Here is a 13,486-nt window from a genome sequence, read left to right as displayed (position 1 = left end):
CTGATAGACAGCGTTGCCGAAGAATGCGACACACCATGCAACACCACTGGCCAGGCCGCTATTAGCGACGCAGGCCCAGGCGACCGATCAGGGCGCTGTAACGAGTGGTGTCTTTACCCTTCAGGTAATCCAGCAGCTTACGACGCTGGTTGACCATACGGATCAGACCACGACGGGAGTGGTGGTCTTTTTCGTTGGCCTTGAAGTGGCCTTGCAGCTTGTTGATGTTGAAGGTCAGCAGGGCAACCTGTACTTCCGGGCTACCGGTGTCGCCGGCGGCTTGCTGATAGTCTGCAACGATCTGAGCTTTTTCTTCGACGCTGAGGGCCATTTGGCTTCTCCTGATAAACGGATCCCGCAAGCGGGGTCCAATAGGCCAGGGACTGGATCCCTGTATTAATAAAAAGAGTAATGACCGTGCCTACTGACAGCCATCCTCGAATCCGCAGGGCAAAGCGTTGACCTCGCCCTGTGGTATCGGTCATTCCGACCGAATCAGTCGACGCGGCGCAATGCGCCCGTCTTCGCTCACCTCACCGATACCGATGAAGCGGGCATTGTGATCCTGTACGCGGACCATGCCGAATTGCGGTGCGTCCGGCGCACGTACTGCCTGGCCATGCAGCCAGTAGAACGCGCTGTGCTCGGACAATACCACCAATGGCCAGTCCTGCAAGCCGCTGTCCGAGGGCATCAGGAAGCGATCGAGCGCTTCGTTGCCACCTTCGGCGTGAGCCTGTTCCAGCTCTTCGAGCGTGACGGTCTGGGCCAGCTCGAAAGGGCCGGCCTGGGTGCGGCGCAACTCGGCGACGTAGGCACCACAGCCCAACGCCTCGCCCATATCCTCCACCAGGGTGCGGATATAGGTGCCCTTGCTGCAGCCAACCGACAGGCGTGCCCGGGTGCCTTCGCACTCCAGCAGGTCCAACCGGCCAATAGTAACAGAACGCGCCTCACGCTCCACTACCTCTCCTGCGCGCGCCAGTTTGTACAGCGGCTGGCCATCGCGCTTGAGGGCCGAGTACATCGGCGGCACCTGCTGGATTTCACCGCGAAAACGCGGGATGACAGCTTCGATGTCGGCGCGACCAACGGTCACGTCGCGGGTCTTCAGCACTTCGCCTTCGGCGTCCCCGGTGGTGGTGGTCTGGCCCATCTGCATAACCGTCTCGTAGCCCTTGTCGGAATCGAGCAGGTACTGCGAGAACTTGGTGGCCTCCCCGAAGCACAACGGCAGCACGCCGGTGGCCAGCGGGTCGAGGCTGCCGGTGTGGCCAGCCTTCTCGGCGTTGAGCAGCCAGCGGACCTTCTGCAGGGCAGCGTTGGAGGTGAACCCCAGCGGCTTGTCGAGCAGGATGATGCCGCTGACGTTGCGGCGGATACGTTTGACCTGGGCCACCACTTACTCCTTGGTGTCCGGCGCGTCGGCATCCTGGTGCTGGCGGTCTTCGGCCACCGCACGCTCGATCAGCGCTGACAGATGCACACCGCGGCTCACGCTTTCATCGAAGTGGAAATGCAGCTGCGGCACGCTGCGCAGCTGCATCGAGCGGCCCAGGTGCAGTCGCAGGAAGCTGGCGGCGCTGTTCAAGGCCTTGAGCGACTGCTTGACAGCGTCCGGGGTTTCTTCACCCATGACGGTGATGAAGACCTTGGCATGGCCCAGGTCACGGCTGACGTCGACGGCGGTGATGGTCACCAGGCCGACACGCGGGTCTTTGACTTCACGGCGGATCAGCTCTGCCAGCTCACGCTGCATCTGATCACCGATACGTTGGGTACGGCTATATTCTTTTGCCATTCTTGCTACCTGTATCTTAAAGCGGCAAACGCCCGGTCAAGCTCGAAGCCTGACCGGGCGCTACCTTCAGAGGTTCAGGCAACCGCCCTGGGGCGGGTCCTGCACCACGCTCGGCCCTTACAGGGTACGAGCCACCTGGACTTTCTCGAACACTTCGATCTTGTCGCCGACCTTGACGTCGTTGTAGCTCTTGACGCCAATACCGCACTCCATGCCGTTGCGTACTTCGGAGGCATCGTCCTTGAAGCGACGCAGCGATTCCAGCTCGCCTTCGAAGATCACCACGTCGTCGCGCAGAACGCGGATCGGACGGTTGCGGTACACGGTACCCTCGATGACCATACAGCCAGCGATGGCGCCGAACTTCGGCGAACGGAACACGTCACGGACTTCGGCGACACCCAGGATGTTCTCGCGAACATCGCTGCCGAGCATGCCGGTCAGGGCTTTCTTGACGTCTTCGATGATGTCGTAGATCACGTTGTAGTAACGCATATCCAGACCTTCCTGCTCGACGATCTTGCGCGCGCCGGCATCGGCACGCACGTTGAAGCCGAACAGTACAGCATTGGACGCCAGCGCCAGGTTGGCATCGCTTTCGGTGATACCACCGACGCCGCCACCGATGACGCGAACCTGAACCTCGTCGTTGCCCAGGCCGCCGAGCGAACCTTGCAGCGCCTCGAGGGAACCGCGCACGTCGGTCTTGAGGACGATGTTGAGGGTCTTCTTCTCTTCCTGACCCATGGTCTCGAAGATGTTTTCCAGCTTGCCGGCGTGAGCACGGGCCAGCTTGACCTCGCGGAACTTGCCTTGACGGAACAGCGCAACTTCACGCGCTTTCTTCTCGTCTGCAACCACCGACATCTCTTCACCGGCGTCCGGCGTACCATCCAGGCCGAGGATCTCGACCGGGATCGACGGGCCGGCTTCCTTCACAGGCTTGCCGTTCTCGTCGAGCATGGCACGCACGCGGCCATAGTTGGAGCCGACCAGGACCATGTCGCCCTGACGCAGGGTACCGTCCTGAACCAGGATGGTCGCCACCGGGCCACGGCCCTTGTCCAGACGCGACTCGACCACGACACCACGACCAGGTGCGGTCGGGGTGGCCTTGAGTTCGAGGATCTCGGCCTGCAGCAGTACCGCTTCGAGCAGTTCGTCGACGCCGGTACCCATCTTCGCCGAAACCTTGACGAACGGCGTGTCACCACCCCATTCCTCGGAGGTCACGCCTTCGACGGACAGCTCGTTGCGAATGCGGTCGAGGTCTGCGCCTGGCTTGTCGATCTTGTTCACTGCAACAACCAGCGGTACGCCAGCTGCCTTGGCATGCTGCACGGCTTCGCGGGTCTGCGGCATCACGCCATCGTCCGCCGCCACCACCAGGATGACGATGTCGGTCGCCTTGGCACCACGGGCGCGCATTTGCGTAAACGCAGCGTGACCAGGGGTGTCGAGGAAGGTAACCATGCCACGGTCGGTTTCGACGTGGTACGCACCGATGTGCTGGGTGATACCACCGGCCTCGCCAGCAGCAACCTTGGCACGACGGATGTAGTCGAGCAGCGAGGTCTTGCCGTGGTCGACGTGGCCCATGACGGTCACGACCGGCGCACGCGAAGTGGTCTCGCCTTCGAACTTCAGCGATTCGGCCAGGGAGTCTTCCAGGGCGGTGTCGCTGATCAGGGTGACCTTGTGGCCCAGCTCTTCTGCTACCAGCTGAGCGGTTTCCTGGTCGAGCACCTGGTTGATGGTGACCGGGGTACCCATCTTGAACATGAACTTGACCACTTCAGCGCCCTTGACGGACATCTGGTTGGCCAGATCGGAGACCGTGATGGTCTCGCCAATCGCCACGTCACGGATAACCGGGCCAGTCGGGCTCTGGAAGCCATGGGCATTGCGCTTCTTGCCTTTACCCTTGCCACCGCGGCGACGGAAGCCATCGCTTTCTTCATCGGTGGTACGCGGCGCGGCGCGCGGAGTCGGAGCCTTTTCCTTCTCCTTGACCTTGACCTTGACCGACATGCGCGGCGCTTCGCCGCGGCCGGCGGTAGCCTGGCCACCACCGCGACGATCGTCATCACGGCTACGGCTCTCGTTGCGACGAGTCTCGTCTTTCTTGCGTTCGGCAGCACGCGCAGCGGCGTCTTCGGATACCGGCGCGTTGGCCACTACCGGAGCGGCAACGGCAACAGGCTCAGCCTTGGCCGCTGGCGCGGCGGTCGGAGCTTCAGCGGCCTGACGGCGTGCCTGCTCCTCGTTGCGCTGGCGGACTTCGGCTTCGACTTTCTCGCGGGCTGCGTTCTCAGCCGCACGGCGCTCTTCCTGTTCGCGCTTCTGCTCAGCCTGGATCTCTTCCGGGCTGCGCTGCACGAATACTTTCTTCTTGCGTACTTCTACGCTGATGCTCTTGCTACCGGCGACACGCAGAGTGCTGGTGGTCTTGCGCTGCAAGGTAATCTTGCGCGGCTCTTCCGCCTTGCTCTTGTGGCTGCTCTTCAAATGAGTCAGCAGGGTCTGCTTCTCATTGTCGGTCACTACCTGACCGGCGTCGGTGTGCGGCAGACCTGCCTCACGCATCTGCTGCAGCAGGCGCTCTACCGGTGCCTCGACCTCTTGGGCCAGTTCTTTCACCGTGACTTGCGTCATGCACTTCTCTCCTCAGGCCGCGCCTAATTACTCGAACCAGTGGGCTCGGGCGGCCATGATCAACTTGCCGGCACGCTCTTCGTCGATGCCGTCGATGTCGAGCAGGTCGTCGATCGACTGCTCGGCCAGGTCTTCGCGGTTAACCACGCCGCGCACCGCCAGTTCCGCCGCCAGGTCCTTGTCCATGCCCTCGAGGGAGAGCAGGTCTTCGGCCGGATGGGCGTCTGCCAGTTTTTCTTCGGTAGCGATGGCCTTGGTCAACAAACGGTCCTTGGCTCGAGCGCGGAGCTCATTGACGATTTCCTCGTCAAAGCCATCGATGTTGAGCATTTCTTCCAACGGTACGTAGGCAATTTCTTCGAGACTGGTAAAGCCTTCGTCGACCAGCACTTGCGCCAGCTCCTCGTCGACTTCCAGTTCCTCGACAAAATTACGCAGGATGTCGCCGGTTTCAGCTTGCTGCTTGGCCTGGATGTCCTTCTCGGTCATCACGTTCAGGGTCCAGGCGGTCAGCTGGCTGGCCAGGCGGACGTTCTGGCCACCACGGCCAATCGCCTGGGCCAGGTTGTCCTCGGCAACGGCGATATCCATCGCATGGGCGTCCTCGTCAACGATGATCGCGGCAACCTCTGCCGGCGACATGGCGTTGATGACGAACTGCGCCGGGTTCTCGTCCCAGAGGACGATATCCACACGCTCGCCACCCAGCTCGCCGGATACGGCCTGGACGCGCGAACCACGCATGCCGATACAGGCACCCTGCGGGTCGATGCGCTTGTCCTTGGAGCGGACGGCGATCTTGGCACGCGAACCCGGATCACGGGACGCGGCCATGACTTCGATGAGGCCTTCGGCGATTTCCGGCACTTCGATGCGGAACAGCTCGATCAGCATCTGCGGCGCGGTGCGCGACAGGATCAGCTGTGGGCCGCGGTTCTCGGTGCGGATTTCCTTGAGCAGCGCACGCAGGCGCACGCCGACACGGAAGGTCTCACGGGGAATGATGTCTTCGCGCGCCAGCAGCGCCTCGGCATTGTTGCCCAGGTCGACGATGACGTTGTCGCGGGTGACCTTCTTGACGGTACCGGAGATGATCTCGCCCACGCGCTCGCGGTAGGCATCGACCACCTGGGCGCGCTCGGCCTCACGGACCTTCTGCACGATGACCTGCTTGGCGGTCTGCGCGGCGATGCGACCGAACTCGATCGACTCGATCTTCTCTTCGATCACGTCACCGATCTTGGCATCCGGGTGCGTGTCCTGGATCTTTTCCAGCCAGGTCTCGATCGCCGGATCGTCCAGGTCGTTTTCGTCGACCACGGTCCAGCGGCGGAAGGTCTCGTAGCTACCGGTGTGGCGGTTGATTTCCACACGCAGGTCGACTTCGTCCTCAAAACGTTTTTTGGTTGCAGTGGCCAGGGCCACTTCCAGCGCTTCGAAAATGACGCCTGGCGGTACACCTTTCTCGTTGGATACCGATTCAACAACCAGCAGTACTTCTTTGCTCATCGTACGCCTCGCCTTGCGCAAGCCATTGGCCCCGGAACATCCGCCGGGCCCGGCACGTCTCAGTCAAAACTGGGAATAATATTGGCCTTGTCGATCGAGTCGATCGGCAACAGGAACTCGTGCTGGTCCACTTGCACCACCACATCCTGTTCCTCCACACCGCGGAGAAGGCCCTGGAAGTTACGACGGCCCTCGAAGGGCGTACGCAGCTTGATCTTCACCTGCTCGCCGGCATGCGCTGCAAACTGTTCTAACGTGAACAGCGGGCGGTCCATGCCTGGAGAGGACACCTCGAGGGTATATTCAGAGCTGATCGGATCTTCCACATCGAGGATGGCGCTGGCCTGACGGCTGACGGCTTCGCAGTCTTCCACCAGGATGCCGCCTTCCTTGTCGATGTAGATACGCAGTACCGAATGCTTGCCTTGGGAGACGTATTCGATCCCCCAGCATTGGTAGCCCAGGCCCTCGACAACCGGGGCCAACAAGGCCTGCAACTGTTCTAGCTTGCTCGACACCTGAACCCCCTCGTGCATGCTGTGCAAATAAAAAATGGGCGAAGCGCCCATCCCTGAAAGCGCCGTTGGACAACGACGCCAAAACTGTTCGGCTAGCAAAAAGCCCCTGAAAAGGGGCTCTGCTGAAGCTGGTTGCGGGGGCTGGATTTGAACCAACGACCTTCGGGTTATGAGCCCGACGAGCTACCAAGCTGCTCCACCCCGCGACAAAGCTGGGGCGAAAGTATAAGACTGAACCCAGTGCTGGGTCAATCCGACCTCCACCTGCAAGAAAGCCCGCTAAAGCGGGCTCTCATGCTTCAATTGGTACCGAGAAGGGGACTCGAACCCCTACACCCTATGGGCACAACCACCTCAAGGTTGCGTGTCTACCAATTCCACCACCTCGGCAATACTACATTTGAAACCCGTTACTGCTGCTCTTTGGCTGGAGGAGGTACATCACCAGAGTTGGTGGTTTCGCTCTTCTGCTGCTGGAGCACCGGTACATCATCATTGACTGCCGGCTTTGGCTCTTTGACTTCCAGCACTGCTGGATCTGGCAAACCGGCTTGAGTCAGCTGGTGTGCTTGCTGCTTGGCGAAGTATCCTAACCCAAGTGCAGTCAAAAAGAAAGTGGCAGCAAGTATAGCAGTAACTTTACTCAAAAAGGTAGCGGAACCTTGACTTCCGAACACAGTATTTGAAGCACCTGCGCCGAAAGATGCACCTGCTTCCGCACCTTTACCCTGTTGCAGCAGCACCATGACTACCAGTGACAGTGCTGCCAACAGATGAAAAACAACTACGACTGTTTCCAGCATTTTTCAGTTTCCTGCGGCGCGACAAATTGCACCGAATTCGTCTGCATTCAGGGACGCTCCACCAATGAGCCCCCCATCGATATCCGGCATGCCGAACAGTTCGGCCGCATTAGCCGCCTTCACGCTGCCGCCGTAGAGAAGCCGCACCTTGCGGGCAACTTCGGCGTCCTTTTCCGCCAACTGCTTGCGGATGGCTGCATGCACATCCTGGGCTTGCTGGGGCGAGGCCGTCAAACCTGTACCAATGGCCCAAACAGGCTCATAGGCAATTACTGCATTGGCAAAAGCGGCGATACCGAACACGTCGATTACACTGCTTAGTTGACGCCCTACAACTTCTAGCGTCTTGCCTGCTTCACGCTCGGCGAGAGTTTCCCCTACACAGAGCACTGGCGTCAAACCACTTTTCTGTGCGGCTGCAAACTTTTGATTCAGCACTTCGTCGCTTTCACCGATAATTTGGCGACGCTCCGAATGGCCGATCAACACCAACTTGCAACCGACTTCTGACAACTGACTCGGTGCAACTTCACCGGTCAGTGCACCCTGTTCGGGCTGTACCGCAGAATTCTGTGCTCCAACGATGATCCCCTTGCCTTTCAGCCCATCAACAACTTCATTGATGAACAGGGCCGGTGGAAACACCGCGACTTCGATACCGTCGGGAATGAGCATTTTGCCCAACCCCTGAGTCAGCTCAGCGACGCTGGCGCGGGTACCGTGCATCTTCCAGTTACCAGCTACCATGGGGCGACGCATGCTTTACCTCGTCGGTCAAAGTGGGCGCAGATCTTACCCAACCCGATCTGCGCTGGCAAGCCTCTTTCAGGCACAAACTTCTTCAACGAGCTTGGCCAGGGCCTCGGCATGGCCGCGCACCTGGGTTTCGTCATCACCTTCGACCATCACCCGCACCAACGGCTCGGTACCGGACTTGCGCAGCAGCACTCGACCGCGACCGGCCATGGCCTCGGTCGCCTTGGCGCTGGCCTCTTTGACCAACGGGTTTTCCAGGGGATCGCTCTTGCCCGCGGCAAAGCGCACGTTGATCAGCACCTGCGGGCACTTGCGCACCGCCTGGCGGGCCTGGGCGAGGTTCTCGCCACGGCGCTTGAGCGCCATCAGCACTTGCAGCGCGGCGATGATCGCATCTCCCGTGGTGGTGTGGCTGCCGCAGACGACATGCCCGGAATTTTCACCACCCAGCAGCCATTCGCGTTCGAGCAGCTCGGCCATCACGTAGCGATCACCAACCTTGGCGCGCACGAACGGAATATCAAGCTCCTTGAACGCCAACTCCAGACCCAGGTTGCTCATCAGCGTTCCGACCACGCCGCCTTGCAGCTTGCCGCGCTCCTGCATGTCGCGACCGATGATGAACAGCAGCTCGTCGCCATCGACGATGGTGCCGGTATGATCGACCATCAACACACGGTCACCGTCGCCGTCGAAGGCGATGCCGATGTCCGCATGTCCGACCAGCACCGCCGCCTGCAGCGACTCGATATGGGTCGAACCGCAGTTTTCGTTGATGTTCAGACCATCCGGTGCGGCGTGGAGCACGGTAACGTCGGCACCCAGCTCACGGAACACACTCGGCGCCACCTTGTAGGTGGCACCATGCGCGCAGTCCACCACGATCTTGAGGCCTTCGAAACTGGTGCTGCTGGGCACGCTGCTCTTGCAGAACTCGATGTAGCGCCCCGCCGCGTCGTTGATGCGCGAAACCTTGCCCAGCTTGCTGGACTCGACGACGGTCATCGGCTGGTCGAGCAGTTCCTCGATCATCAGCTCGACTTCGTCCGGCAGCTTGGTACCGGCACCGGAGAAGAACTTGATGCCGTTGTCATCATGCGGATTGTGCGAAGCACTGATGACGATACCCGCTTCGGCATGGAAGGTGCGGGTCAGGTAGGCGATGGCAGGCGTCGGCATCGGCCCGAGCAGCATCACGTCGGCGCCGGCCGCAGACAGTCCGGCCTCCAGCGCGGATTCGAACATATAGCCCGAGATACGGGTGTCCTTGCCCACCAGCACACGGCAATTGCCTTGCTTGCGGAAGGCCATGCCCGCCGCCCAGCCGAGTTTCAGCATGAAGTCCGGGGTGATGGGGAACTGGCCAACGCGACCACGGATACCATCGGTACCAAAGTATTTTCTGCTCATAGTGACTCCAATGTTCTTATTCGGCGCTCTGCACGGCCGCGATCATGCGCACCACGTCGACGGTTTCCGCCACGTCATGCACCCGCAGGATGCTCGCACCCTTGGTCATGGCCAATGCCGCCAGCGCCAGGCTACCGTACAGGCGCTCACCGACGGGGCGGCCCAGCGCGAGGCCGATCATGCTCTTGCGCGAGACACCTACCAGTAGCGGCCTGCCGAGGCGATAGAGTGCTTCCATGTGTTTGAAAAGGCTGAGGTTGTGCTCGAGGGTCTTGGCAAAGCCGAACCCCGGATCGAGGATGATGCGCTCAGCCCCGATGCCCGCCGCCGCACAGGCGGCCATACGCTGTTCAAGATAGCGCGTAACATCGGCTGTCACATCTTCGTACTGTGGATTGTCCTGCATGTTGCCCGGCTCGCCACGCATGTGCATGAGACACACCGGCAAGCCGGTATCCGCCGCCGCATCAAGCGCACCGTCGCGCTCCAGGGCGCGCACGTCATTGATCAAGCCAGCACCGAGGCGCGCGGATTCGCGCATGACAGCAGGTGTCGAGGTATCGACCGAAATGACCACGTCGAGCCGGCTGTTGATCGCCTCGACAATCGGCGCCACACGCTCCAGCTCCTCGGTAGGCGAAACGGCGCGGGCACCCGGGCGGGTGGATTCGCCCCCCACGTCGATCAGGGTCGCTCCGGCCGCCACCATCTCCTCGGCATGACGCAGAGCCGCATCGCGCTGACTGAAGCGCCCACCATCGGAGAACGAGTCTGGGGTGACATTGAGGATACCCATGACATGGGTACGGGACAAATCAAGAACCCGGTTGCCGCAAGGCAACCGGGTCGGGTACTGCTGTGAGGTCATAGAAACCCTTAGTGCTGAGCCGCTGGACCGCCGATCGGCGACTCCGGACGATCATCCTGGGAAGCTTGCTTGCCAGAGGTCCCGGCATCGTTGTCCCAGTCACGTGGCTCACGTGGAGTGCGGCCCGCCATAATGTCGTCGATCTGGTCGGCATCGATGGTTTCGTACTTCATCAAGGCCTCGGCCATGGCGTCGAGCTTGTCGCGATTGTCGGTGAGAATCTGCTTGGCCGTGGCATAGCACTGGTCGATGATGCTGCGCACTTCGGAGTCGATCATCTTCGCCGTCTCGCCGGAAACGCTGGCATGCTGGCTACCCGCGCTACGGCCGAGGAATACCTCGCCCTCTTCTTCGGCGTACATCAGCGGCCCGAGTTTTTCGGACAGGCCCCACTTGGTGACCATGTTCCGGGCAATCTGGCTCGCACGCATGATGTCGTTGGAGGCGCCAGTGGTCACACCATCGAAGCCCAGGGTCATCTCTTCAGCGATACGACCGCCGTAAAGCGAGCAGATCTGGCTGATCAGCGCACGCTTGGACAGGCTGTAACGGTCTTCTTCCGGCAGGAACATGGTCACACCCAGGGCACGACCACGCGGAATGATCGACACCTTGTACACCGGATCATGCTCGGGGACGACACGGCCGACGATGGCGTGGCCAGCTTCGTGGTAAGCGGTGTTCTGCTTCTCTTTCTCGGACATGACCATGGTCTTGCGCTCGGCGCCCATCATGATCTTGTCCTTGGCCAGCTCGAACTCCTTCATCTCGACTACGCGCTTGCTGGAACGGGCAGCGAACAGCGACGCCTCGTTGACCAGGTTGGCCAGGTCGGCACCGGAGAAGCCAGGGGTACCGCGGGCGATGACCGCCGCGTTGACGTTCTCGCCGATTGGCACCTTGCGCATGTGCACTTTGAGGATCTGCTCGCGACCACGGATGTCCGGCAGGCCGACCACAACTTGGCGGTCGAAGCGACCGGGACGCAGCAGCGCCGGGTCGAGCACGTCGGGACGGTTGGTGGCGGCGATGACGATGATGCCATCGTTCATCTCGAAGCCATCCATTTCGACCAGCAACTGGTTCAGGGTCTGCTCACGCTCGTCGTGACCGCCGCCCATGCCGGCGCCACGGTGGCGGCCGACGGCGTCGATCTCGTCGATGAAGATAATGCAAGGAGCATGTTTCTTGGCTTGCTCGAACATGTCGCGCACGCGGCTGGCACCCACGCCGACGAACATCTCGACGAAGTCGGAACCGGAAATGGTGAAGAACGGCACCTTGGCTTCGCCGGCGATGGCCTTGGCCAGCAGGGTCTTACCGGTACCGGGCGGGCCGACCATCAGCACACCGCGGGGAATGCGGCCACCCAGGCGCTGGAACTTGCCTGGGTCACGCAGGAACTCGACCAGCTCGCCAACTTCTTCCTTGGCCTCGTCGCAACCAGCAACGTCAGCCAGGGTAGTCTTGACCTGATCTTCGGACAGCAGGCGCGCCTTGCTCTTGCCGAAGCTCATCGGGCCGCCTTTACCACCGGCACCGCCCTGCATCTGGCGCATGAAGAACATGAACACGGCGATGATCACCAGGATCGGGAAACTGGCCACCAGCAACTGGGTCCAGATGCTCTGCTGCTCAGGCTGCTTGCCTTCGACGGTGACGTGGTTATCGACCAGATCGCCGATCAGGCCGTTATCGGTGATGGCCGGGCGGACGGTCTTGAAGTTGTCGCCGTCGGTGCGCTTGCCGGTAATGATGTAGCCGTCGACGGTCACGCGCTCGACCTTGCCATCCTTGACCTGCTGGATGAAGTCGGAATAGTTGAGGGTCTGCGGCTCGTTAGGGCTCGAGAAGTTGTTCATCACCGTCACCAGGACGGCGGCGATGATCAACCAGAGGATCAGATTCTTTGCCATGTCGTTCAATTCGCTACCCTCTGAGGCCGGCGCACGACGCAGCCGTGCCTCGCATGATATTCATCGCCCTAACTTACTACATTACCCACGCATCCGCAGGCACCGTCTGTAACCCTTTGTGAAAGCTAGACTACACGAAGTTCGGACGATCCAGACGGAGCCGCCGATTGGAAATAACTATCGGCAACCCCGCAGCACGCCTTTCACGCTCCCTTGAAACCCTTGCCCAACAGGTACTGTTCGCGGGAGCGATCCCGCGAGGACGACGGCTTGCGCATCTGCACCTTGTCGAACTTGCTGCGCACGTCCTTCAGGTACATGTCGAAACCCTCGCCCTGGAAGATCTTGATCAGGAAATCCCCGCCGGGCTTGAGCACGCGGGTAGCCAGATCCAGGGCCAGTTCACAGAGGAACATGGCACGCGGCATGTCCACCGCGGGCGTACCACTCATATTGGGGGCCATATCGGAAATCACAAGGTCTACGTGCGAATCACCGACCGCCTGCAGGATCTGCTGCAACACTTCGTCCTGGGTAAAGTCGCCCTGGATGAAGGTAACGTCCGGGATCGAGTCCATTTCCAGGATGTCCGAGGCGATCAACCGCCCTTGGCCACCAATCAGACGACTGGTCACCTGCGACCAGCCACCTGGCGCTGCGCCGAGGTCGATCACGCTCATGCCGGGGCGGATCAGACGGTCTTTTTCCTGGATCTCCAGCAGTTTGTAGCTCGCACGCGAGCGGTAGCCATCCTTCTGCGCCTGTTTCACAAAAGGATCGTTGAAATGCTCTCGCAGCCAGTTTGCGCTGCTTTTGGAACGTTGTACCACGGGGCACCTCGATGATATGCGTCGTGTTTGACTGGGCGGAGCCAGCGGCCCTCGGGTAAAATGCCCGTCAATTTTACAGAATCAGACGAAAAGGGTCAGATTATGCCGCTCAATAACGAGCAGAAGAAGCAATACAAGTCCATTGGTCATGACCTGAAGCCGGTCCTGATCGTTGCTGGCAACGGTGTGAACGAAGGCGTCGCCGCCGAACTGGAACGCGCCCTGGCCGATCACGAGCTGATCAAGGTCGAAATCCGTTCGGAAGACCGTGAAGAGCGCGCCGCCGCGATCGCCGAATTGTGCAAGGTCGGCCGCGCCGAGCTGGTGCAGACCATCGGCAAGAAGGCGCTGATCTACCGCAAGAATCCACAGCCGAACAAGCAGCTGTCCAACATCCACCGCTTCAAGTAACGGTGGCGC

13 protein-coding genes and 2 tRNA genes are annotated in these 13,486 nt (G+C 60.8%); 1 reads left to right on the top strand and 14 read right to left on the bottom strand.

Features of this window, described 5'->3' with window-relative positions; translation table 11 throughout:
- Positions 1–61 precede the first annotated feature (61 nt).
- From rpsO to rlmE, 14 genes are all read right to left on the bottom strand, one after another.
- The gene (gene rpsO / locus BMY03_RS21755) at positions 62–331 is read right to left on the bottom strand and encodes a 30S ribosomal protein S15 (RefSeq protein ID WP_023629335.1); all 270 of its coding nucleotides are present in this window, start codon (positions 329–331) and stop codon (positions 62–64) included.
- Positions 332–481: 150 nt separating this feature from the next.
- Entirely contained in the window at positions 482–1,399 is a 918-nt protein-coding gene (gene truB, locus BMY03_RS21750; RefSeq protein ID WP_046854068.1) for a tRNA pseudouridine(55) synthase TruB, read from the bottom strand.
- 3 nt (positions 1,400–1,402) lie between these two features.
- Complete coding sequence (rbfA, locus tag BMY03_RS21745) at positions 1,403–1,801, bottom strand: 30S ribosome-binding factor RbfA (protein ID WP_023629337.1); 399 nt, start codon at positions 1,799–1,801, stop codon at positions 1,403–1,405.
- Positions 1,802–1,918: 117 nt separating this feature from the next.
- Positions 1,919–4,456, bottom strand: coding sequence for a translation initiation factor IF-2 (gene infB, locus BMY03_RS21740; protein WP_023629338.1), 2,538 nt, complete (start codon positions 4,454–4,456; stop codon positions 1,919–1,921).
- A 27-nt stretch (positions 4,457–4,483) separates the two neighbouring features.
- Positions 4,484–5,965 carry a transcription termination factor NusA gene (gene nusA, locus BMY03_RS21735; RefSeq protein WP_038706865.1) on the bottom strand — a complete coding sequence of 494 codons (1,482 nt, stop codon included), beginning with the start codon at positions 5,963–5,965 and terminating at the stop codon, positions 4,484–4,486.
- Between the two features lie 59 nt (positions 5,966–6,024).
- On the bottom strand, positions 6,025–6,483 hold the full coding sequence (gene rimP / locus BMY03_RS21730; protein WP_038707604.1) for a ribosome maturation factor RimP: 459 nt from the start codon (positions 6,481–6,483) through the stop codon (positions 6,025–6,027).
- Between the two features lie 129 nt (positions 6,484–6,612).
- Positions 6,613–6,689 (bottom strand) — tRNA-Met (locus tag BMY03_RS21725).
- Between the two features lie 98 nt (positions 6,690–6,787).
- A tRNA-Leu gene (locus BMY03_RS21720) sits at positions 6,788–6,873 on the bottom strand.
- A 20-nt stretch (positions 6,874–6,893) separates the two neighbouring features.
- On the bottom strand, positions 6,894–7,286 hold the full coding sequence (gene secG / locus BMY03_RS21715; RefSeq protein ID WP_077418140.1) for a preprotein translocase subunit SecG: 393 nt from the start codon (positions 7,284–7,286) through the stop codon (positions 6,894–6,896).
- Positions 7,287–7,289: 3 nt separating this feature from the next.
- The gene (gene tpiA, locus BMY03_RS21710; protein ID WP_077418144.1) at positions 7,290–8,045 is read right to left on the bottom strand and encodes a triose-phosphate isomerase; all 756 of its coding nucleotides are present in this window, start codon (positions 8,043–8,045) and stop codon (positions 7,290–7,292) included.
- A gap of 66 nt (positions 8,046–8,111) precedes the next feature.
- On the bottom strand, positions 8,112–9,452 hold the full coding sequence (glmM, locus tag BMY03_RS21705; protein WP_077418147.1) for a phosphoglucosamine mutase: 1,341 nt from the start codon (positions 9,450–9,452) through the stop codon (positions 8,112–8,114).
- A gap of 16 nt (positions 9,453–9,468) precedes the next feature.
- On the bottom strand, positions 9,469–10,320 hold the full coding sequence (gene folP, locus BMY03_RS21700) for a dihydropteroate synthase (protein WP_094012249.1): 852 nt from the start codon (positions 10,318–10,320) through the stop codon (positions 9,469–9,471).
- An 8-nt stretch (positions 10,321–10,328) separates the two neighbouring features.
- Entirely contained in the window at positions 10,329–12,236 is a 1,908-nt protein-coding gene (ftsH, locus tag BMY03_RS21695; RefSeq protein WP_038706866.1) for an ATP-dependent zinc metalloprotease FtsH, read from the bottom strand.
- Positions 12,237–12,439: 203 nt separating this feature from the next.
- Positions 12,440–13,066 (bottom strand): 23S rRNA (uridine(2552)-2'-O)-methyltransferase RlmE, encoded by a 627-nt coding sequence (gene rlmE / locus BMY03_RS21690; protein WP_011532133.1) that lies wholly within the window; start codon positions 13,064–13,066, stop codon positions 12,440–12,442.
- Positions 13,067–13,168: 102 nt separating this feature from the next.
- On the opposite strand from rlmE, the gene BMY03_RS21685 reads away from it, so the two are divergent.
- Positions 13,169–13,477 carry a YhbY family RNA-binding protein gene (locus BMY03_RS21685; protein WP_027595032.1) on the top strand — a complete coding sequence of 103 codons (309 nt, stop codon included), beginning with the start codon at positions 13,169–13,171 and terminating at the stop codon, positions 13,475–13,477.
- Positions 13,478–13,486 lie beyond the last annotated feature (9 nt).

This window comes from Pseudomonas soli (assembly GCF_900110655.1).
Classification (GTDB): domain Bacteria; phylum Pseudomonadota; class Gammaproteobacteria; order Pseudomonadales; family Pseudomonadaceae; genus Aquipseudomonas; species Aquipseudomonas soli.
This window is presented reverse-complemented; position numbering and strand designations above follow the sequence as displayed.

Coding starts and splice junctions, on each gene's coding strand:
- rpsO (WP_023629335.1), bottom strand. CDS start 331: ATGGCCCTCAGCGTCGAAGAAAAAGCTCAGATCGTTGCAGACTATCAG.
- ftsH (WP_038706866.1), bottom strand. CDS start 12,236: ATGGCAAAGAATCTGATCCTCTGGTTGATCATCGCCGCCGTCCTGGTG.
- secG (WP_077418140.1), bottom strand. CDS start 7,286: ATGCTGGAAACAGTCGTAGTTGTTTTTCATCTGTTGGCAGCACTGTCA.
- infB (WP_023629338.1), bottom strand. CDS start 4,456: ATGACGCAAGTCACGGTGAAAGAACTGGCCCAAGAGGTCGAGGCACCG.
- BMY03_RS21685 (WP_027595032.1), top strand. CDS start 13,169: ATGCCGCTCAATAACGAGCAGAAGAAGCAATACAAGTCCATTGGTCAT.
- rbfA (WP_023629337.1), bottom strand. CDS start 1,801: ATGGCAAAAGAATATAGCCGTACCCAACGTATCGGTGATCAGATGCAG.
- glmM (WP_077418147.1), bottom strand. CDS start 9,452: ATGAGCAGAAAATACTTTGGTACCGATGGTATCCGTGGTCGCGTTGGC.
- folP (WP_094012249.1), bottom strand. CDS start 10,320: ATGACCTCACAGCAGTACCCGACCCGGTTGCCTTGCGGCAACCGGGTT.
- nusA (WP_038706865.1), bottom strand. CDS start 5,965: ATGAGCAAAGAAGTACTGCTGGTTGTTGAATCGGTATCCAACGAGAAA.
- tpiA (WP_077418144.1), bottom strand. CDS start 8,045: ATGCGTCGCCCCATGGTAGCTGGTAACTGGAAGATGCACGGTACCCGC.